Annotated in this window: 20 protein-coding genes and 1 tRNA gene; 12 read left to right on the plus strand and 9 right to left on the minus strand. The window is 67.4% G+C overall.

Features of this window, described 5'->3' with window-relative positions:
* Positions 1-41: 41 nt before the first annotated feature.
* On the minus strand, positions 42-1,388 hold the full coding sequence (locus tag ON22_RS01200; RefSeq protein WP_033243915.1) for a serine hydrolase domain-containing protein: 1,347 nt from the start codon (positions 1,386-1,388) through the stop codon (positions 42-44).
* Positions 1,389-2,442: 1,054 nt separating this feature from the next.
* Between ON22_RS01200 and ON22_RS01205 the strand changes: the two genes are divergently transcribed.
* From ON22_RS01205 to ON22_RS01225, 6 genes are read left to right on the plus strand one after another with little or no spacing between them, the layout of a single operon-like run.
* Complete coding sequence (locus ON22_RS01205; protein ID WP_051157029.1) at positions 2,443-2,898, plus strand: hypothetical protein; 456 nt, start codon at positions 2,443-2,445, stop codon at positions 2,896-2,898.
* Positions 2,831-4,270 (plus strand): sensor histidine kinase, encoded by a 1,440-nt coding sequence (locus ON22_RS01210; RefSeq protein WP_425339831.1) that lies wholly within the window; start codon positions 2,831-2,833, stop codon positions 4,268-4,270. The genes ON22_RS01205 and ON22_RS01210 overlap by 68 nt, the downstream gene beginning before the upstream one ends.
* Positions 4,230-4,463: an ATP-binding protein gene (locus ON22_RS38685; protein ID WP_425339832.1), complete on the plus strand. Its 234-nt coding sequence runs from the start codon at positions 4,230-4,232 to the stop codon at positions 4,461-4,463. Before ON22_RS01210 ends, ON22_RS38685 begins: the two co-directional genes overlap by 41 nt.
* A 3-nt stretch (positions 4,464-4,466) precedes the next feature.
* Entirely contained in the window at positions 4,467-5,129 is a 663-nt protein-coding gene (locus ON22_RS01215) for a response regulator transcription factor (protein ID WP_033243916.1), read from the plus strand.
* Entirely contained in the window at positions 5,126-6,643 is a 1,518-nt protein-coding gene (locus tag ON22_RS01220; RefSeq protein WP_033243917.1) for an SLC13 family permease, read from the plus strand. The genes ON22_RS01215 and ON22_RS01220 overlap by 4 nt, the downstream gene beginning before the upstream one ends.
* Positions 6,644-6,676: 33 nt before the next feature.
* Positions 6,677-7,972, plus strand: a complete 1,296-nt coding sequence (locus tag ON22_RS01225; RefSeq protein WP_051157030.1) for a glycerate kinase family protein — start codon at positions 6,677-6,679, stop codon at positions 7,970-7,972.
* Positions 7,973-8,218: 246 nt separating this feature from the next.
* Here ON22_RS01225 and ON22_RS01230 read toward each other — a convergent pair whose 3' ends face one another.
* The gene (locus tag ON22_RS01230) at positions 8,219-9,472 is read right to left on the minus strand and encodes an FAD-dependent monooxygenase (protein ID WP_033243918.1); all 1,254 of its coding nucleotides are present in this window, start codon (positions 9,470-9,472) and stop codon (positions 8,219-8,221) included.
* A 107-nt stretch (positions 9,473-9,579) separates the two neighbouring features.
* On the opposite strand from ON22_RS01230, the gene ON22_RS01235 reads away from it, so the two are divergent.
* Positions 9,580-10,188 carry a TetR/AcrR family transcriptional regulator gene (locus ON22_RS01235; protein WP_051157031.1) on the plus strand — a complete coding sequence of 203 codons (609 nt, stop codon included), beginning with the start codon at positions 9,580-9,582 and terminating at the stop codon, positions 10,186-10,188.
* A gap of 31 nt (positions 10,189-10,219) precedes the next feature.
* Here the strand turns inward: ON22_RS01235 and ON22_RS01240 are convergent.
* Positions 10,220-10,293: transfer RNA gene (locus ON22_RS01240), tRNA-Pro, on the minus strand.
* An 84-nt stretch (positions 10,294-10,377) separates the two neighbouring features.
* Positions 10,378-11,337: a metallophosphoesterase gene (locus ON22_RS01245; RefSeq protein WP_033243919.1), complete on the minus strand. Its 960-nt coding sequence runs from the start codon at positions 11,335-11,337 to the stop codon at positions 10,378-10,380.
* A gap of 204 nt (positions 11,338-11,541) precedes the next feature.
* Between ON22_RS01245 and ON22_RS01250 the strand changes: the two genes are divergently transcribed.
* On the plus strand, positions 11,542-12,006 hold the full coding sequence (locus tag ON22_RS01250) for a GatB/YqeY domain-containing protein (protein WP_033243920.1): 465 nt from the start codon (positions 11,542-11,544) through the stop codon (positions 12,004-12,006).
* Positions 12,007-12,036: 30 nt separating this feature from the next.
* On the opposite strand, the gene ON22_RS01255 is transcribed toward ON22_RS01250, so the two are convergent.
* Positions 12,037-14,424 carry a penicillin-binding protein gene (locus tag ON22_RS01255; RefSeq protein WP_033243921.1) on the minus strand — a complete coding sequence of 796 codons (2,388 nt, stop codon included), beginning with the start codon at positions 14,422-14,424 and terminating at the stop codon, positions 12,037-12,039.
* 349 nt (positions 14,425-14,773) lie between these two features.
* On the opposite strand from ON22_RS01255, the gene ON22_RS01260 reads away from it, so the two are divergent.
* Positions 14,774-15,097, plus strand: coding sequence for a WhiB family transcriptional regulator (locus tag ON22_RS01260; RefSeq protein WP_033243922.1), 324 nt, complete (start codon positions 14,774-14,776; stop codon positions 15,095-15,097).
* A 94-nt stretch (positions 15,098-15,191) separates the two neighbouring features.
* Here ON22_RS01260 and bagB read toward each other — a convergent pair whose 3' ends face one another.
* Both bagB and bagA read right to left on the minus strand, forming a co-directional pair.
* Positions 15,192-16,331: an ATPase BagB gene (gene bagB / locus ON22_RS01265; protein WP_033243923.1), complete on the minus strand. Its 1,140-nt coding sequence runs from the start codon at positions 16,329-16,331 to the stop codon at positions 15,192-15,194.
* Entirely contained in the window at positions 16,328-17,347 is a 1,020-nt protein-coding gene (bagA, locus tag ON22_RS01270) for an ATPase BagA (RefSeq protein ID WP_033243924.1), read from the minus strand. The genes bagB and bagA overlap by 4 nt, the downstream gene beginning before the upstream one ends.
* Before the next feature lie 168 nt (positions 17,348-17,515).
* Between bagA and sp36 the strand changes: the two genes are divergently transcribed.
* From sp36 to ON22_RS01280, 3 genes are all read left to right on the plus strand, one after another.
* The gene (gene sp36, locus ON22_RS36245; protein ID WP_086007639.1) at positions 17,516-17,680 is read left to right on the plus strand and encodes a Sp36 family protein; all 165 of its coding nucleotides are present in this window, start codon (positions 17,516-17,518) and stop codon (positions 17,678-17,680) included.
* A 20-nt stretch (positions 17,681-17,700) separates the two neighbouring features.
* Positions 17,701-18,171 (plus strand): RidA family protein, encoded by a 471-nt coding sequence (locus ON22_RS01275; RefSeq protein ID WP_051157043.1) that lies wholly within the window; start codon positions 17,701-17,703, stop codon positions 18,169-18,171.
* A 212-nt stretch (positions 18,172-18,383) separates the two neighbouring features.
* Positions 18,384-19,178: an MBL fold metallo-hydrolase gene (locus tag ON22_RS01280; protein WP_033243925.1), complete on the plus strand. Its 795-nt coding sequence runs from the start codon at positions 18,384-18,386 to the stop codon at positions 19,176-19,178.
* Between the two features lie 337 nt (positions 19,179-19,515).
* On the opposite strand, the gene ON22_RS01285 is transcribed toward ON22_RS01280, so the two are convergent.
* On the minus strand, positions 19,516-20,190 hold the full coding sequence (locus tag ON22_RS01285) for a Crp/Fnr family transcriptional regulator (RefSeq protein ID WP_033243926.1): 675 nt from the start codon (positions 20,188-20,190) through the stop codon (positions 19,516-19,518).
* A gap of 154 nt (positions 20,191-20,344) precedes the next feature.
* Positions 20,345-20,584, minus strand: coding sequence for a hypothetical protein (locus tag ON22_RS01290; protein ID WP_081595241.1), 240 nt, complete (start codon positions 20,582-20,584; stop codon positions 20,345-20,347).
* Positions 20,585-20,616 lie beyond the last annotated feature (32 nt).

The following is a 20,616-nucleotide window of genomic DNA, read 5'->3' on the forward strand; positions in this document are numbered from 1 at the left end:
CCTGTCTCCCCGGCGCGACCCGTGCCGGGGAGACAGCGGGCTCAGTGGATTCCCGGTGTCCGTGGATCCGGCCCGACGCAGGCCAGCAGCACACAACCGGGCGGCGCGTCGGTGAACGGGGCCGCCAGCGGTTCGCTCAGACACGCGAACACATCGCAGCCCGGATACGCCGAATTGCCGATCCCGAAGACTGCCAGCAGGATTTCGGTGTCGATGTAGGCATCCGGATCCGCTTTCACCGGCGGCTCCACGTATGGGCCGGGATCGGCGACGGGTGGTTCCTGGAACGCTGCCATGAGTCGCCGGAAGAATTCGTGCGGCAATTCCTCGAAGTTCTGGATGATCCCGGCCGGACCGTACTTGCTGACATTGCCGAAAACGCCGGTCCACATCACTACCAGGTCCAGGCTCGGCACGACGAAGACGTTCTGCAACCCCATCCCGGACATCGCGTAGGTATCCGGCGGCAGGAACGACGGATTCTCCGCGCAGGTCGATCCCAGCCAGAACAGATAGCCATAGCACGGGTTCGCCCGGGACGGGGTGGTCGCGCGGGACAGATACTGTGCGGATACGACCTGCTGCCCATTCCAGTCGCCGTTGTTGGCCACCAGCAGCCCCAGCTTGGCCAGATCGTCCGGTGGGATCAGCAGATGTGCGTAACCGTAGGTGTGACCGCTGCGGTCCCGCGCCCAATACCAGTCACCCCGTTCGATCCCCAACGGCGTGAACAGCTCTCGCTGCGCGAACTCCTGTAGCGGTTCGCCGACGGCCAGCTCCACCACATACGAGAGCAGGTCCACCGTGCGCTGACTGTAGGTGAACACGGTGCCGGGTTCGTGATCCAGCGGTACGCCGAGCGCCTGAACAGCGCTGTTGGGATCTATGGGGACAGCTCCCGTGATGCCCTCGGTCACCACGCCGGTGCGCATACCGGATGTTTCGGTGAGCAGATTCTCGACCGTGATCGCGCGGCGGCGCGGATCGCCGAGACTCGGCGGCAGATAGCGGTCGATCGGGGCCGCGATATCGACCAGCCCTCGATCGGCGGCGATCCCGGTGAGCAGTGAGACCACACTCTTGGTCACGCTCCACACATTCCACGGGATATGCCCCGTCTGCTCGTTGGCAGGGCCCTCGCCCACCAGGCAGTTGTGCCGGAATACCTGCACATTCAACCGATTCCGGCCACCGGCGAAGGCCAGTGCGTCCGTCAGCCGCTGCGCGTCCAGGCCCACCTGCTCGGGTTGCGCCCGCTGCGGTTCCCGACCGGAACTCACCGCGCATTCGACCTGCGCCGGCGCGGCCTGCGCCTGAGCTACGAAAACCTGCCCCACCACCAGTGTTACCGCTGCGACTCCCGCCAGGAGCCCACCGAAACGCGCCATGCGCACACCCTAATGCCGGACTGCCGGCAGGGCCGGTATCGGCTTGCGTGGCACCGGCGCAGATACGTGACGCCCCTGATCGATCCGGGATCGATCAGGGGCGTCACGCCCAGTGGCACTCCTGTCGTGCCGTTCACGATGTCGGTACGGGCGCGGCTACAGCAGGCCGAACCAATAGACCACCGAGGCCAGCGCCCATAGGACCAACGTATCCATCGACACTCCCACTCTTGTCGTAGCGGATGCCCTCCATGATGCCCGAGATACCCGGCCCGCGGGACACCCGCACAACCCGTTCCACGACCTTGATTGCACTGTGACGGATCGTGTTCTCAGCGTTATAAGTTCACGTTAAGGGGGCGCCAAGCGCGGGGCCGCATTGTTGAGTCACGCCGGAGAACACACCGGCACTCACACCGCGAAGAGGAAACCCGTTGATGATCACCCAGCCGATCGCCGAACTGTATGCGCCCGGATACCTGATCCAGGACGGTCGCACCGAGCCCGGCGTCGTCGACACCCGCCAGTAGTCGCGACGCCGCCGAAGGAGGGGGCGGGATGCGAACCGGTGTCTGGGGAGGACCCGGTACGCATCTCGGAAAGTACGGATCCGGGGGAATCGTGGGGGATCCGCGGGGGTGTGGTGGTCCGGTGACCGGGGAGGGGAACCGGAACCAGCACGGGGGAACGGGGCCGGTCGGCGCAACGGGGGAGTAGGCCGACCGGGTGGATCGGTCTGTCTCGTGGGGTGACAGACCGGCCCACGGGCAGGGCGTCGTCGATCGGACCGGTCTCGCGGGGTGACCGGTCCGATCGGCAGCCGTCGCACCGTACGGCTCTTCCGGATGCTCAGTGGCGGACCGGGCGCACAGTCGTCCGCCGGTCCGGCACCGCGAAAGGTAACCGTTCGAGAATCGGTACGGCAGCGCCTGTGAACAGCGGCCGGCCGGACGAGAAAGTGTCGAATCGTCCGGCCGGTCGTTCGTGTCCGTGATGAAGAAATCCTCATCTACGCCTCACGGCAGGGTCATCAGAGTTGGGCATAGTGGCTGTTATGTCCGGTTCTCGTTCTTTCGCCGCCGCTCTCGTCCTCGCAGGTGCCGCCGCCGTGGTGCTGGTGAGCTTCGCCCTGACCCGTTCGCCTGAACCCGAGCTCGATCCGTCCTCGGTGTCGGTGAGTGTGGCGCCGGACGGGTCGGAATCGCCGGCCGCACCGGACACGGGGCCGGGTTCGGGCTCGGACGGGCAGGCCCCGGGTGCACAGGAGGGTGCGGTATCGCCGCCGGGTCCGGACGCCACGGTTCCCGCGCCGGCACCCCCGGGCCCTGCCCCCGGTCCGGTGGCGCCCGCTCCGGCGCCGGGCCGGGTGGCTCCGGCACCTGTTGCTCCGCCACCCGGACCGGCTGCTCCGGCGCCCGCACCGCAACTGGACGATGACGACGATGACGGATTCGACGACGACGCGGATGACCAGCCCGACATGGATGGGCCGTCCGGCGACGATGATTGATCTCGACCCCGCGCGATCCGCCGACACCACGGAGCCGACCCTGCGGCAACCAGCGCCCGAACCCCACACCACAGATCTCCGCCCGGCAGCGGCCGGCTCGCGGATACTCCGGCGGCGCGGCTCCCGGTTGCCGGCCCGCTGGAAGATCACCGCATGGATCATGCTCACGACCTTCCTGCTGTTGGTCGTCGTGCTGGTAACCGCCCGTAACCTGCTGCTGCGCGATGTGAACACCCGGGCGAACGCCGATATCGCGCAGGAAGCCGACGAATTCCGGACCTTCGCCGCCGAGGGCGTGGACCCGACCACCACGCAGCCGTTCACCTCGGTGGAAAGGCTGCTCGAGACCTATCTGCTGCGGCAGTCGCCGATCGAGGGCGAGGTGATGGTGGGCGTCGTGGACGGTAGGCAGCTCGGTGGTATCCGGGGCGACCTGCCCGTGCCGGTGGCCGCCGATCCGGGCCTGTTCACCGCGACAGCAGCGGCGGACCGGACCTCGGGGGTGGTCATCTCCCCGGCCGGGGAGATGCGGTGGGGTCGCGTCGACGTCGAATCCGGGGCCGATCGGGGATCGTTCGTGGTGGCCGCGTTCACCGAGGTCGGACGCGCGGGTGTGGACCGGACGATGCGCACCATCGCCGCGGTATCGCTGGCCGGACTGGCCTTGACCACCGGGGTCGCCTATCTGGTGGCCGGACGCATCCTGCTGCCGGTGCGCACCGTGCGCGCGGTGGCCGCCGATATCGGCGAAACCGATCTCACCGCTCGCGTTCCGGTGGAGGGACGCGACGATATCGCGGCGCTGGCGGAGACCTTCAACGATATGCTCGACCGCCTCGAACACGCCTATACGACCCAGCGGCAATTCGTCGACGACGCGGGCCACGAACTGCGCACGCCGATCACGGTGGTCCGAGGGCATCTCGAACTGCTCTCCGAAGACCCCGAGGAACGGCGCCGCACGCTGGCCCTCGTCGACTCCGAACTGAACCGGATGGGGCGGCTGGTCTCCGACCTGCTGATGCTGGCCAAGGCCGAACAGCCGGATTTCGTGGTCCGGCGCCCCGTCGATATCGCACAGACCATGCTGGATATCGAATCCAAGGTGCAACCGCTGGGGGAGCGGCGCTGGCATCTGATGGAGGTGGCCGAAGGCACCGCGTGGATCGACGCGCAGCGGGTCACCCAGGCGATGTTGCAGCTCGCGGCGAACGCGGTCGCGCATTCGGCGGACGGGACGACCGTGCAGCTGGGATCCCGGTTCACCGGGACCGAACCGGATCGCACCCTGTCGTTGTGGATATCGGATCAGGGCGCCCGAAGACGCGCCCGTGATCTTCGAACGCTTTCGGCGTGGGCGCCCGGCCGATAGTTCCGGCGCGGACCGGCGGGCCGGTGCGGGGCTCGGCCTGGCCATCGTCCGCGCGATCGCCGACGCGCACCACGGGTCGGCCTGGGTGCGCAGTGTGCCCGGTGACGGCGCCACATTCGGTCTCGACCTGCCGGCCGATCCGGCATATCCCGCACACCGCGATACCGCCGATCCGCACGAACGCAAGGGGTAGGAGATGAGCCGGATCCTGATCGCCGAGGACGATGTGCACATCGTGTCGTTCGTCGGCAAAGGCCTGCGAGCCGCCGGATACACCACCGAGCATGTCGGCGACGGCGAAACCGCGTTGCTGATGGCCCGGTCCGGTGCCTTCGACATGGTGATCCTCGATATCGGACTGCCCTCGATGGACGGATTCACCGTGCTGCGACGGTTACGCGGGGAAGGTGTGCGGACCCCGGTGGTGGTGCTCACCGCCCGCGACAGTGTCGACGATACGGTCGCCGGGCTGGAGGGCGGCGCCAACGACTACATGACCAAACCGTTCCAGTTCGCCGAACTCCTCGCGCGGGTCCGGTTGCGCCTCCAGGACGATACGACCGCGGGCACGCCGTCGGCTTCTTTGTCCTACAACGGTATCGGTCTCGATCTACGCGCCCGGCGGGTACATGTCGACGGCCGGACCGTGGATCTCACCGCTCGCGAATTCGGCCTGCTCGAGGTATTTCTACGGCATCCGGACCAGGTGCTGAGCCGAGAGCAGATCCTCGGGCAGGTCTGGGGTTACGATTTCGACCCCGCCTCCAACGTGGTCGATGTCTATGTGCGGGCGCTACGGGGCAAGATCGGGGCCCAGCGTCTGCAGACCGTGCGCGGGATGGGATACCGCCTCTCATGACAGCGCAACGTCGGGCGGACGTCGAAGCGACCGAATTCCGGACCGTGCCGCGCCGGCGCCCACCGGCCGGATCACCCGCGCGTGAGCCCGCATGGGCGCCGTTGCTGGCTGCAATTGCGGGAATCCTTGTCTGCCTGGGCTTTCTCGCCGCCGCGGCAGCAGGTGACCTCGGCCGCGATGCCCTGATCACGCTAGTGGTGTTCGTGGCCGCGATCTGGATGTGGGTTTTCGCGCCGGTACCCGACACCTATGTCGCGCTCGGCGCGGCGGTGGCGCTCGTCGTCACCGGACCGATAGATACCGAGACGTTCACCGGAACTCTCGGTGATTCGGTGATCTGGCTGTTGGTGGGGTCGTTCGTGATCGCGGCTGCGGTCACCGCGAGCGGTTTGTCGGCGCGGATCGCCGCACGGGTTCTCACCGTCGCCCGGACCCCGCGGCAGCTGATGCATCTGCTCACGGCCGTCCTGCTGGTGACCACTTTCGCAATTCCGGCGACCTCCGGTCGCGCCGCGCTGGCGCTACCGGTTTTCCTGGCCCTCGCCACGGTGCTGCGGCATCGGCCCCAGCTTGTGCTGGCGTTCGCGGTGGGGGTTCCCTCGGTCATCCTGTTCTCCGCGGTGGGTTCCCTTCTCGGCGCGGGCGCGCATCTCATCACCAGCGAGATCGTCGCGACCGCCACCGGTGAGGGCTATCACTTCGTACAGTGGCTGATCCTCGGCCTCCCGCTTGCGGTGGTGTGGTCGCATCTGGCCGCGGAAATCGCACTCACGCTGTTCGCCGACCGCACCGAGCGCCGCACACCGCTCACCGTGCCCGCCTCCGCCTTCGCCGAGACGGCAGGTGCTGACGTGCGGGGGCCACTGTCCGCCGCTCAGCGCCGGGTACTCGGTGTGCTCGCGGCCGTTGTGGTGCTGTGGTGCACCGAGGCTCTGCACGGTGTGGACCCGGCGGTGATCGCCGTGCTCGGCGCCCTGCTCGCGACCGCGCCGAGGATAGGCGCAACCACGCTGCCCGCGGCCGCGAAAACGATCCCGTGGACGCTGCTGTTGTTCATGGCCGCCACACTGTGCCTGGGTATCGCCCTCACGACTACCGGCGCATCCGCCTGGCTCGCCGGACTCGTGTTCGATCCGGTGCGCTCACTGGGAACTGCTGCCGGTGCGGTCTTTCTGGTGCTGACCGTGGTCGTCTCCCTACTCGCCCATTTGATGATCCAGTCACGTTCGGCCAGGTCGGCCGTGCTCGTGCCGATCATCGTCGCGACCGCCCCGGCGGTGGGCGTGGACGCCGCGGCAGCGGCCTTCCTGTCGACGGCGGCGGCCGGTTTCTGCCACACGATGACCAGTTCGGCGAAACCGATGGCCGTCTTCGCCGCATCCGAGACCGTTCCGGGGTACCGGCCCGAACATCTACTGCGGTACTCCGCTGTCCTCGCCCCGTTGTCGGTGGCGTTACTCCTTGCGTTCGCGGTCTGGGTCTGGCCGCAGCTGGGTCTGAGTCCCACCCCCTGACCCGATCGGTCGGCTCTCTCGAAAGGCACCACCATGTCGGTAACCGTTCCGCAGCGCATCCTCGTGGCACCCAGCGGATTCAAGGAAAGTCTCGGGGCGGAATCCGTGGCGCACGCCATTGCCGCGGGTCTGCGCCGGGTGCTGCCCGGCGTGCACGTCGATCTCGCCCCGATCGCCGACGGCGGCGAGGGCACCGCCGCCATGCTCGCCGCCGCGACCGGTGGCACACTGCGTCACCTCGATGTCACTGGGCCGGTGAATATTCCGGTGCGCGCCCAGTGGGCCCGGCTCGGGTTCCCCGCGGCGAAGACGGCCGTGGTCGAGGTGGCCGCGGCCGCGGGGCTGCGGCAGGTACCGCGCGACCGCCGAGATCCCGGCGCCACCACGACAACCGGGGTCGGGCAGCTCATCGCGGCAGCGCTGGATTCGGATGCGGAGCGGATCGTGGTGGGCTGCGGCGATTCCGGTACCTGCGATGGCGGCGCCGGTGCGCTCCAGGCACTGGGTGCGCGGATCCTCGACCGATCCGGCTCCGAAATAGGCCGTGGTGGTTATGAACTCGCGCGGGCTGCGCGCCTCGACCTCTCCGGCCTGCACCCCGGACTGCCCCGCGCCGAAATCGTGGTGGCGGGTAACCCGCACAATCTCCTCTGCGGCCCCCGCGGTGTCGCGCGTGTTTTCGGACCGCAGAAAGGAGCAACACCCGCGCAGGTCGAAGCACTGTCGCTCGCGCTGGACAACTGGGCGGCGATACTCGAACGCGACGGCCGGGCACTCGGCGATCTGCGCACCGGGCCGGTGACCGGCGCATCCGGTGGGCTCGGCGCCGGGCTGGCCGGCGGGGTGGGCGCGGCGTTGCGTTCCCGATTCGACGCACTGCTGGACTCCGGCCTCACCGGGGCGGACCTGGACCGCCGGATCGGCCTGGCGGATCTGGTGATCACCGCGGAAGGCGCGATCGACCTGCAGACCCCACACGGCAAGGTGCCGGCCGAAATCGCCCGCAGGTCCCGCGCGCAGGGGGTGCCGGTGGTCGCGCTGGCCGGTTCGCTGGGAGAGGGCGCGCCGTCGGTCCACGAGGTCGGTATCGGCGCCATCGCCTCGATCATCCCGGTGCCCATGGCCCTCGCCGATGCGGTGGCGGATGCCGAACACCTGCTCACCGATGCCGCCGAACGCATGATGCGGATGCTGCTGGTCGGCGGAGCGCTCTCGGTGCGGATGGGTCGCGGTGCGAACCGTCCCGCCCGGCCCGTCCTGGGTGCCCGCCGCGCCACCGGACCTCGTATACCGGCTGCCCGTGGCCGGGCTCGCGGGCAGAATCGGTGAGGTTACGTCCACGCCGGGTGGCAGCGCGGTCCGGTTCGATTCGAGCACCGCTACGCGATATCCACACCCGTGCTCCGCGCTGGGCGCCGCCCCCTTGCGACTCGTAGGTGCCTTCCAATCGGGTTCTGGCAACCATGCAGGTCATGCATCGGCCGGCATCGCAGCTACCAGCGAGGTTCGGCCCCGGCGGCGTACTGTTCCGCCACGGGCAACGCGGATCCGGAGTGCACTGAGGCGAGCGGGAGATCAGTCGGGTACCGGTTGTGCCGCCGGGTATTCCGGGAGGGTGTAGCTCTCGGTCTCCGATAGCATGCGGGTCATCAGCGGCTGCATCAGCCGGGATGCCGCGAGGCGGGCGAAGGCGTGGGCCGCTCGGATTCCGGTCTTTGTTCGCGGGGCCATACCTTTCACACCACCCGGCGGCAACTGCTGTGCGGTTTCGACGAACGGTCGCAGGGTTTCGGTGTAGCGGGAGAGGGCGGCGGCCGGGTTGCGCGGCGGCCGGGCGATCTCCCCGGCCAGTACGTAGGCGCCCACCAGCGCCATGGCCGTGCCCTGGCCACTCAGTGGCGACCCGCAGTAGCCGGCGTCACCGGCCAGCGCGACCCGTCCGGTGGTCCAGTGCGGGAGGGTGATCCGCGCGATCTCGTCGAAATAGAAATCCTCGGCCCGCTCCATCGCGTCGAGGATGGCGGCCGTCTGCCAGCCGCCGCCGGCGAGGCTTGCGCGGATGAGTTCCTGCTGGGCCGCGATATTGCCCCGCAGCGCCGGGTCCGGATCGGTCCGGATGATGACCATCGCCTTGGCGGTGGCCGGATCGGCATCGGGACGCAGGCCTGCCACGACGCCACCGGGCATCGAATACATGGTCATCCAGTGCGGTTCGATTCCGGCCGGGGTCGGCATCGTGAAGAACGATGTATAGGCGCCGAGGTAGGTGCTGAACCGTTCCTCGGGTCCGAATGCCAGCCGCCGGGTCGCCGAGTGCAGGCCGTCGGCGCCGATCACCAGCTCGAATTCCGCGGTGGCGCCCGAGGCGAAATCCACCCGGACACCTTCGTTGTGTTCGTGCAGGTCGCGAATCCATTCCCCGTATCGGTAGTCGACGCCCGGATTGCCGGGGTGGCCCGCGGCATCGGAGATCGCGTCGAGCAGAACCTGGTTCAGGTCGCCGCGGGTTATCTCGATTTCGGCGACCGCGCCGTTACCGCCGAAGAGGTCCGCGGGCATGCGGACTATCTCGTGTCCGGCGTTGTCGACATGGACCATGCCGCGTTCGTCGAGCCGGTGTCGCTGGATCCCGGGCATCAGGCCCATCCGTTCGGCGACGGTCCGGCTGGGTCCACGCAGGTCGACGGCCTGACCACCGGGGCGGGGAGCGGGGGCGCGTTCGACCACGGTCGGCCGGATACCGGCTCGGGACAGTTGCAGGGCGACGGCGTTGCCGGCGATTCCGCCGCCGGAGATCAGCACTCTGGGGGCGGTGGCGTGTGTGGTCATGGGTTCCTCGCTGAGCTGTTTGATCGTTCGTCTTAGACAAATGTCTAACACAAGCGTAGAACAACTGTCTAGGACAAACGTCTAAGACGAGCGGTTAAGGTGTGCTCATGGGAAACAAGGAGGACCTGCTGGCTGCCGCGCGCACCTGCATCTACGAGCGCGGATTCGCCGCGACCACGGCCCGGGATATCGCCACCGAAGCAGGCGTGAGCCTCGCCGCCATCGGCTACCACTTCGGATCCAAGGACCGGCTCCTCACCGAAGCCTTCACCGACGAGACCGGCCGGGTGATCGGTGACGACCTCGAACTCCGGATCCGCGCCACCGCGGGGCAATCGCCCGCCACCGCGTTCCCGCAGGTCTGGGAGGGAATCGCCGAGTTGTTCGAACGCAACCGGGAAGTCCTGGTAGCGAGTGTGGAGAACTTGGTCAGGGTCCACCGGACGCCCAGCGAACAAGCGCGGATGGGGGAGCTGAGCGAAACCGGGGCCACCGAACTCGCGACCTCGCTGGCCGAAACCCATCCGGATCTGGACCCGGCGCACGCCCACGCCCTCGGCGGGCTCTACATGATCCTGCTCAACGGATTGGTCATGCAATGGATGAGCCATCCGGAGGGCGCCCTGCCCACCGGCGCGGAACTCGGCGCGGCGCTATCCGCACTGACCGGGGAAAATAGGCCCGGATACGAGAAAACCCCTGACCAGAAAAACTGATCAGGGGTCAATCGTGTCTCGACCACACGAGTCGGGGTGGCGGGATTTGAACCCACGACCTCTTCGTCCCGAACGAAGCGCGCTACCAAGCTGCGCCACACCCCGTGAAGCGGACCTGAGGTAGCTTACCCCAGGTCCGGTCCGGAAAAGAAACCGGCAGCTCGAGGCCGTTTTTCCGGGCGACAAAACCTATCTGGCCACTGCCTGCGAGGCCGAGACGTGGCCGGAATCGGTGGCGGGCTTTTTCGGCGGCACTGCCACCAGGGTGAGCAGCGTCGCTTCCGGACGGCAGCAGAAACGGTAGGGCGCCCACGGTGAGGTGCCGATACCGGCGGATACGTGCAGCCGCGTGTGGGCGCCCCATTTGGACGGGCCCTTCACGCGGGAGCGGTCGATATCGCAATTGGTCACCAGGGCGCCGTAACCGGGCAGGCACAGCTGGCCGCCGTGCGTATGGCCGGCCAGTACCAGGTCGTAGCCGTCCTCGGCGAAGCGATCCAGGACCCGGGGCTCCGGCGAATGCGTGAGACCGAGCCGCAGATCGGCCAGCGGATTGGGGGCGCCGGCGATGGTGTCGTAGCGGTCGCGCTGCATATGCGGATCGTCGACGCCCGCACTGGCGATCCGGATACCGCCCACCTCGATATCGCGGCGGATGTGGGTGAGATCCAGCCAGCCGCGTTCGGTGAACGCCGCCCGCAGATCCTTCCACGGCAGCGGAGCACCGTGGACCCGCTTGTGATTCTTGTCGAAGTACTTCAGCGGGTTCTTCGGTACCGGCGCGAAATAGTCGTTGCTGCCGAATACGAACAGACCGGGGCGCGACAACAGCGGGCCCAGCGACTGCACCACCGCCGGTACGGCCTTCTGGTGGGACAGATTGTCACCGGTGTTGATCACCAGGTCCGGTTCCAGGCGGTCGAGCTCTCGCAACCACTGCTGTTTGAGCTTCTGCCCGGGGGTCATGTGCAGATCGCTGATATGCAATATCCGCAGCGGAGCGGAACCCGGCCGCAGTACCGGCATGGTGGCTTCGCGCAGAACGAAGGCATTGCGTTCGATCAGTGAGGCGTAGCCGACTCCGGCAGCCGCGGCTCCGGCTGCGCCGAACGCGGTCCGGCGCAGGGCCGACGTCGAGATCACGGGCATTTGCCCAGCATAGGTGACCAGCAGGCGCAGTGCGCAGCGTGATCAACCACAGTTACGGCGCCGTAGCAGGCGGATTACCTGCTCATGCTTGCCCACGCCGGGCCTGTGGCCTTGGGAAACAATGCGATAACCGCAGGTGGACACGCCCGGTGCGGAAGGATAAAGCGATGGGCGTGGCGCGGCGCAGCGGCTACCGTTGCGCCCATGTCGGAACTGAAAACGAGGCTACGCGCCGATATGACCGCCGCGATGAAAGCGAAGGACTCGCTGCGGCTCAATACGCTGCGGATGCTGCTCGCCGCCGTGCAGACGGCCGAAGTGGCCGGCAAGGAATCCCGGGAACTCTCCGATGCGGAGGTCGTCGCGGTGCTCACCAAAGAGTCGAAGAAGCGCAACGAAGCCGCGGAGATCTACACCCAGGCCGGGCGTGGCGAGCTGGCCGCCAACGAGCATGCCGAGGCGCGGATCATCGACGAATATCTGCCCACCCAGTTGACCGACGCGGAGGTCGCCGATATCGCCGATACCGCTATCGCCCAGGTCGCGGAGGACCTGGGGGAGCGGCCGGGGAAACGGCAGATGGGGCAGGTCATGAAGGTCGCGACCGGGCTGGCTGCCGGGAAGGCCGACGGTTCCCGGGTCTCGGCGGCGGTGAAGGCGCGGCTCTAGACGTTCGCGCCGCGCCCGCACCGCCGGAGATCACCGGGGTATCGGTATCGGTATGGGAATCGGCGGCAGGAACGGCGGCAGCGGTGGCAGGCCGGGACCGTTCGGCGTCGAGGCGGGCGGACGTCCCGGCTCCGGCGCCTGCCGGACGGTCCCGTCGCTGAGATAGATCGTCACCTGCGAACCCGGAATGGCCGAACCGTTCGGCGTCGACCCGGTGACGGTGCCCTTCGGCGCCGAGCCGGGCGAAGTCACCGAGGTGACCTTGAAACCCGCGCCGGTGAGAGCGCCGGTCGCCTCACCCGCCGTCATCCCGACAACATCGGGGACCTGGGCGTTCTCCGAGCCCCGGACATATTTCTCGTCCACCGGCGGCAGGGCCGGCGGCGGGTAGTTCACCGAGGCTTCCTTGACGGCTTTGAACCAGCTCCGGGCCGGTTCGTTACCGCCGAACAGACCGTTGGCGTCGCTGGCCGGGCAGTTGCGCAGCGGGAACGAACAGATCTCGCCGGGGGTCGGGCTGTCACCGTAGATGTAGGCCGCGCCCGCCATCGAATTGGTGAAACCGACGAACGCGGAGGAACGGTGGCTTTCGGTGGTCCCGGTTTTCGCGGCCACGGGCCCTTGCCAGCCGGTCGCCGCGGCGGCGGCCCCGGCGGTACCGCCCGGATCGTGGTCCTTACCCATCGCGTTGGCCAGAGTGTCGGCCAAGCCCGGTTCGACAACCTGCTCGCAGGCCTGCTCGGTGAGCGGCACCGGTTTGCCGTAGCGGTCGATCACCTCCGCGATGGGCGAGGGCGGGCACCAGGTCCCGCCGGAGGCCAGGGTGGCCGCCACATTCGACAGCTCCAGCGGGTTCACCGCGACCGGGCCGAGGGTGAACGAACCCAGGTTCTGGCCCTTGATCATGTCGGCCAGGCTCTGGTTGTCGAAACCGGAGGACCCCGGTTCGGTGTATGAGCGCAGGCCGAGCCGGACCGCCATATCCACGGTCGGCGTCACGCCGACGGCCTGGATGAGTTTCACGAAGGCCGTGTTGGGGGAGGTGGCCAACGCCTCGGTCACCGACATCGGCGATTTGTAGTTACCGGCGTTCTCGACGCAGTAGGTGGCGGGCGGGCAGCCGGGGGCGCCGCCGTTACCCATCCCGCGGGCGTCGAACCGGCCCGGAACGTCGAGCTGGGCGTTGATGCCCATGCCCTTCTCCATGGCCGCCGCCGTGGTGAACAATTTGAACACCGATCCCGCGCCGTCGCCGACCATCGAATACGGCTGGGCGAGCAGCGTCTCGTGTGCCTCCCGGTCCAGGCCGTAGGTGCGGCTGCTGGCCATTGCCAGTAGCGGATGTTTGTCCTTACCCGGGCCGATCAGTGACATGACCTCGGCGATATTCGGCAGATGCGGGTCGGCGTTCTCGGCGAGAGAACGTTTCACCGAGTCCTGCACGACCGGGTCCAGAGTGGTGCGGATGAGGTATCCGCCTTTCTGGATCTGTTCCTGGCTCAGCCCGGCCTCGGCGAGGTACTGCAGCGCGTAGTCGCAGAAGAAGCCGCGGTCATCGGCGGCGATACAGCCTTGCGGCAGGCCTTTCGGATCCGGCAGCACACCCAGCGGCTGGGTCTTCGCGGCCCGGAACTCCTCGGCCCGGCTGGGGATGTTCTGGATCATGGTGTCCAGGACGGTGTTGCGCCGCGCGGTCACACCCTCCGGGTTGGTGTAGGGGTTCAGTTTCGAACTGCTCTGCACCATGCCCGCGAGCATTGCCGATTGCGCGACGTTCAGATCTTTCGCATCGATACCGAAGTACGTCTGGGCGGCGTCCTGGATGCCGTAGGAGGAGTTGCCGAACGGGACCAGGTTCAGATACCGGGTGAGGATCTCGTCCTTGCTGAGCTCCTTGTCCAGGGTCAGCGCCATGCGGATCTCGCGGATCTTGCGCGCGGGAGTGGTCTCGATGGCGGCCCGGCGTTCGGCATCGGTTTTCGCGACCACCAGCAGGTTGAAGTTCTTCACGTACTGCTGGTCGAGCGTGGAGGCACCCTGCTGCACCTCGCCGCTGCTGGTATTGGTGAGGAAGGCGCGGATGGTGCCCTGCCAGTCGACACCGTGATGGTCGGCGAAGCGCTTGTCCTCTATGGAGACGATGGCCAGCTTCATATCGTTGGAGATCTGGTCGCTGGGCACTTCGAAGCGGCGCTGCTCGTACAGATAGGCGATGGGGTTACCGGCCGCGTCCACCATGGTGGAAACGGCCGGTACGGTTCCCTCGACCAGTTCCGCCGACACATTGTCGACAGCGTCGGCGGCGCGGTTCGAGACGAATCCGAAACCTCCGGCGACCGGGAACAACATTCCGGCAACGAGTACGGAGGCGAGTACACAGCTGCCCGCCAGCTTGAGGAGCGCACGTGTGATCGGCACAGCACCAGGGTAGAGGGTGGCCGTCCGGCGTCCGTGACGTGTGGACATTCGGTGTTGTGTATCCGGATTCGCCGATTGTGCGGCGAATCGCGGGGAGGGTGCCTGACGTGCGTATTCGGGCGTGGGGGCGGCCGACGCGGCGGGGGGTGCAGGGACGGACGTACCAAAAAGTCATCATCCGGTCTTGCGCTCGCGGCATACCTTTACCTAGATTGAGAGCTCAGTGTGATAGAGCTAACACTCAATGTGGAATGTGGTGCACTTCGCAGCGGGGTTCGGGTTGCTGCGGAGTACACGCGATTCCGGAGCGCCGTGACCCGGTGTTCGGACTGGCAAAGGGGCACACCAAATGCACATGACAACCCCCGTCGCTCGCTTGGATGTAGAGCAGGCCGAAGCAAGGATCGCCTGGGTTTCCCAGGCCCGATGCAAGGAAGTCGATCCCGATCAGTTGTTCGTACGCGGCGCGGCGCAGCGCAAGGCGGCGACGATCTGCCGGCACTGCCCGGTCCTGATGGAGTGCGGGGCGGACGCACTGGACAACAGAGTCGAGTTCGGAGTGTGGGGTGGTATGACCGAGCGGCAGCGACGGGCGCTGCTCAAACAGCATCCTGAGGTGACCTCCTGGGCGGATTTCTTCAACGCCCAGCGCCAGCACCAGATGGCGATGTAACCGTATCCCTATTGGACGACCGGCCGCCGGGCATTCGAATCGCCGAATGCCCGGCGGTCGATTGATCGGCCGGAAGATCCGGCTGTGAGACCGATCAGCCGACGGCCGCGGATTCGGTACCCGCCAGCTGGGATCCCACCGCGCGCAGCGCTGTCAGATCGGTGACATCGAACGGCAGCGCGGTCACCGAGACCATCGGCACCCGCGGATGCGCACCGGTGAACCGGTGCAGCAGATGTTGCTCACGCCGGGCGGTTGCCACCCGGTGGGCGTGGACGCGCAGCACTCCGGCGGTCAGCGGATCGGATTCGCCCAACCGGTCGGCGGCGGTCAGGGCGTGATCGGCCGGAAGCGAGCACAGCACCGGATGGGTGCGGTTGAGCACCAGCCCGGCCAGCGGCATCCGCTCGGTCGACAACCGATCCACGAAGAACGATGCCTCGCGCAGTGCATCGGGTTCCGGGGCGGCGATCACCAGGAAATGCGTGCCGGGTTTGGCCAGCATCGCGAAGGTGCGATTCGCCCGCTCTTGGAAGCCGCCGAACAGCGATTCCAGCGATTGCAGGAAATTCGAGGCGTCCTTGAGCATCTGACCGCCCACAATGGTCGATACCCCGCGTACCGCCAGACTCATCGCGCCGGTGACGAACCGCCCGACCCCCCGGCCGGGGGCCATGATGACCCGGATCATGCGGCCTTCGAGGAAAGTTCCCAGCCGTTTCGGTGCGTCGAGGAAATCCAGCGCATTCCGCGACGGCGGGGTGTCCACGACGATCAGGTCCCATTCCTTGCGCCCCGCCAGCTGGCCCAGCTTCTCCATCGCCATGTACTCCTGGGTGCCACCGAACGATGAGGCCACCGCCTGGTAGAAGGGGTTGGCGAAGATCTGTTCGGCCTTTTCCGGCGTGGTGTGTTCGAGCACCATTTCGTCGAATGTGCGCCGCATGTTCAGCATCATGGCGTGTAGTTCGCCCTTGACCTCGGGACCCAGGTCCACCCGCTGCGGGCTGTTGTCCAGATCCGCGACCCCCAGCGACTGGGCCAGTCGCCGCGCCGGGTCGATGGTGAGAACCACGACCTTGCGTCCCTGTTCGGCCGCGCGTAAGGCGATCGCCGCAGCCGTGGTGGTCTTGCCGACGCCGCCGGAACCGCAACACACCACGACGCGGGCGCCGGGGTCGGCGAGGATGCCGGAGATGTCCAGGGGTGCCGGGCCGGCCGGTCGGGTGCTCATCGGACTCCCTGTTCCGTCAGGTAGGAGGCCAGCTCGTACAGGCCGCCTAGGTCCATCCCCTCGTCGAGGGTGGGTAGCTGTAATCGCGCGATATCCAGATCCAGCAGGTCTGTGGCGCTCTGCTCCTGGGCGCTCAACACGGTCGAATGCTCGACCGTCTCAGTGAGCAGGCCCGCGAAATCGGCCGCCGTCAGGGTGATCCCGGCGGCTTCCAGACCGGCGCGGAGGGCCTCGGTATCGAGCTCACCCGCGGCCGCGGCCGTGCGGGTTTCCGCACTCAGCGGGCTCTGCGCGGCGCGATTGACGATGACACTGCCGATCCGCAGATCGTTCGCGCTCAATTCCGCCACGGCATCGAGGGTCTCCTGAACGGGCAGCGCCTCGAGGAGGGTGACCAGGTGGATCATCGTCTGATCCGAATGCAGCAGCCGGGATACGCTCTCGGCCTGCCCGGCGATCGGGCCCCCCTTGGCGAGTTCGGCCATTGCCTTGGTGACATCCAGGAAGCTCGCGATCCGACCGGTCGGCGGGGCGTCGACCACAACCTCGTCGTAGACCGGCGAGCCCTGCTTGTCGACCCGGACCACGCATTCCTTGATCTTGCCGGTCAGGATGACATCGCGCAGGCCCGGCGCGATCGTGGTGACGAAATCGATCGCCCCCATCCGGCGCATCGCCCGCCCGGCGAAGCCGAGATTGTAGAACATATCGAGGTATTCGAGGAAGGCGTGCTCGATATCGAGTGCCAATGCCACGACCTCGCCGCCACCGTCGGCGGTGGCGATCTTCGTTTCGGTGGGTGGCAGCGGCGGCAGGTCGAACAGTTGCGCGATCGATTGCCGGTTCTCCACCTCGACCAGCAGTACGCGCCGTCCACCCGCGGCCAGCGCCAGCGCGAGCGCCCCGGCGACCGTGGACTTACCGGTGCCGCCTTTACCGGATACGTAGTGCAGCCGGGCGTTCGCCGCACGCTCGGGCCATCCGGTTTTCATATCCGGGTGGGCCGATTCCGACATCGTCGTTGGTTCTGCCACGGTCGCGAGCCTATAACCCGGACTGGACGGATGCCCGCATACTCCGGATTGTCCCGCTGTGGTGTACCAGACACCGGGACCCGGCACCTGTTCGGTCACACCCGGTCCTGCGCCCGGTACTCGGCCCGGGACCCAGTACGCTCGGTGCGCATGAGCGATATCACCTCGTGGGAGTACGCGACCGTGCCGCTGCTGACGCATGCGACCAAACAGATTCTGGACCAGTGGGGCGCCGACGGCTGGGAATTGGTGACCGTGCTGCCCGGCCCGACCGGTGAGCAGCATGTCGCGTACCTGAAGCGGCCGAAGCAGTAAGCGTCGTGGGGGAATCCAACGTGAGCGGACCCGCTACCGAATGGCGCGTGAACCTCGACCGGCTGGGGCTGACGGTGCCCGAGGTCGTGGCCCCCGTCGCCGCCTATGTGCCGGCGGTGCGTAGCGGCGCGCATGTCTACACCTCCGGGCAGTTGCCGTTCGTATCGGGCGAACTGACGGCGGTCGGCAAGGTCGGTGCGGAGGTATCGCTCGACGAGGCGGTGCTCGCGGCCCGCTGGTGCGCGCTCAACGCACTGGCGGCCGTGCACGATCTGGTGGGCCTCGACGAGGTTGTGCGGATCGTGAAGGTCGTCGGTTTCGTGGCCTCGGCACCCGGGTTCACCGATCAGCCACTGGTGATCAACGGCGCCTCGGAATTTCTGGGTGAGGTGTTCGGCCCCGCCGGTGCACATGCGCGTTCGGCGGTCGGCGTTTTCGAGTTGCCCAAGAACACCCCGGTCGAGGTCGAATTGATCGCCGAGGTCCGATAGGCGCGCCCCCACACGGGCGAACCGGAAGGGAATGGGCGGAGTGCGGATTGTCACTTCGCCCAGCGAATCTGTCCGACCTTCCTGTGGCTGTGGGAATCTGCTGTGAGGCTGCGGGTACGCCGGACTGTCCCGGGGTCCGGGACCTGGACCGGAGTTGCGGCGCCGTGGACCGTAGATTCGACTCTGTTGCTTTCTGATCGGAGGTGTCGTCGATGACACTCGCCCATCCCGCCTATGGGAAATTGCGTGCCGTCACGCCGACCGCGGCGGTACTGCTCGCGAACAATCCGGGGCCGATGACCCTGGACGGAACCAACACCTGGATTCTGCGGGCTCCCGGGCACACCGACTGCGTAGTGGTCGATCCGGGACCGGACGATTCGACGCATATCGCCGCAATTGCCGCGGCGACCGGTGGTGCGGTGGCGCTCACGCTCATCACTCACCGCCATCCGGACCACACCGGCGGGATCGACGAACTGGTCCGGTTGACCGGGTCGCCGGTACGCGCCATGGAAGCGGAGTTCCTGCGCGGCGATGTCGCGCCGCTGACCGACGGTGAGGTCATCGAAATCGCCGGTCTGCGGATCACCGTGCTGCACACCCCTGGGCATACCGCCGATTCGGTGAGCTTCCTACTCGCGGACGCGGTGCTGTCCGGCGACACCGTCCTGGGTCGCGGTACCACCGTGCTGGACCGTGACGGGACACTGCGCGACTACCTGCGCTCGATGGACCGGTTGCTGGAGGAGGGGGCAGGACGGGCACTGCTACCCGCGCACGGGCCGGACCATCCGGATCTGGAACCGGTCGCGCGGTACTACATCGCCCACCGGCACGAGCGGCTCGAGCAGGTCCGCTCCGCGCTCGACGAACTCGGTGCGGACGCCGACGCCATGGACGTGGTGCGCAAGGTGTACGTGGATGTGGACGAGAGTATGTGGCCGATGGCCCGCAACTCGGTCGAATCCCAGCTCACCTATCTGCGGTCCGAAGCGGACGCCTGAGCGGGTTATCGCGTTCGACCGTTGGCCGTGCACGGATCGGTGCGGGCGTCCCGAACACGAGCCGATACGCGGGTTGTAGCCGGTCTGCATCGGCGGATCAGCTGCCGGATGGTGTTGACCTGAACGTCGACTCGGCAAAGCCGCCTCTGCGGCGCCTACAAGTCAGGTCTGTGACTGAACGGCAGCTCGCGCCGCCGGCGGTCCCGAGCAGGACAGCGGTACCCGGCTATCTGCGCTGCAGCCGGGTACCGACGAACAAACGACCCCGAGAACCGTTCACGGTGGCCGGGCGATACTGCCGCCGTGAACCACGGCGCTCGTAACCCGGTCGTGCGAATCAGCGCGCCCGGCGGGCCAGCCGTTCGGAATCGGAGATCAGCACGCTCTTGCCCTCGAGACGCAGCCAGCCGCGATGCGCGAAATCGGCGAGCGCCTTGTTGACCGTTTCCCGGGAAGCGCCCACCAACTGGGCGATCTCCTCCTGGGTCAGGTCGTGGGTGACGCGCAGCGCACCGGCCTCCTGGGTCCCGAAACGCTGGGCGAGCTGCAGCAGCGCCTTCGCGACCCGGCCGGGGACGTCGGTGAAGATCAGGTCCGCGAGGTTGTTGTTGGTGCGGCGCAGGCGGCGGGCCAACACGCGCAGCAGCTGCTCCGCGATCTCGGGGCGCTGATCGATCCAGGACTTGAGCGCGTCCCGGTCCATCGTGACGGCGCGGACCTCGGTCACCGTGGTGGCCGTGGAGGTACGCGGGCCCGGATCGAAGATGGACAGTTCGCCGAACATATCCGACGGTCCCATGATGGTCAGCAGGTTTTCCCGGCCGTCCGGGGAACGGCGGCCGAGCTTCACTTTGCCGGCGGTGATGATGTACAGCCGATCGCCTGGTTCACCTTCGTTGAAGATGACGTGGCCGCGGGGGAAATCCACGGGCTGCAGCTGTTTGGCGAGCGCAGCCACCGCGGTGGGCTCAACGCCTTGGAAGATGCCGGCTCTGGCGAGGGCCTCGTCCACGAATGTGCTCCTTATCGGGAATGGCTGTAGTCGTCGGACCGAAGCAGTTCGGCCGACAGTGCAGTCTACGCGGCCTTATCGACGCGCAGTGACAGACACCACGAAAGGCAGGTTAACCGGGGGCTGTCCGGTCCACGGCAGTGGGCGCGCCGAATCAGCTCGCCCGGGCGATATCGAGGGGTTCCTCGGCCTCCTCGCTACGGTTGCGACGTCGGCGCATACGTGCGACCGCCGCCGGTAGGCCGAGTTTGGTGAGCTCGTTGACCTCGGCGTTGCTGGCTTTGTCCAGGTAGGCCTGGACCTCCTCGTCGGGCTCGACAAGTTTGCGAAGACGGTTCTCCACTCGTTCCATACCGAGGGCGAACAGCATCAACACCACTGGGAAGAGCGCCACAGCGAGTCCTTGCATGCCGGGTAGTAAACACG

It is taken from the genome of Nocardia carnea NBRC 14403, from assembly GCF_000308515.1.
In the GTDB taxonomy this organism is placed as follows: Bacteria; Actinomycetota; Actinomycetes; order Mycobacteriales; family Mycobacteriaceae; genus Nocardia; species Nocardia carnea.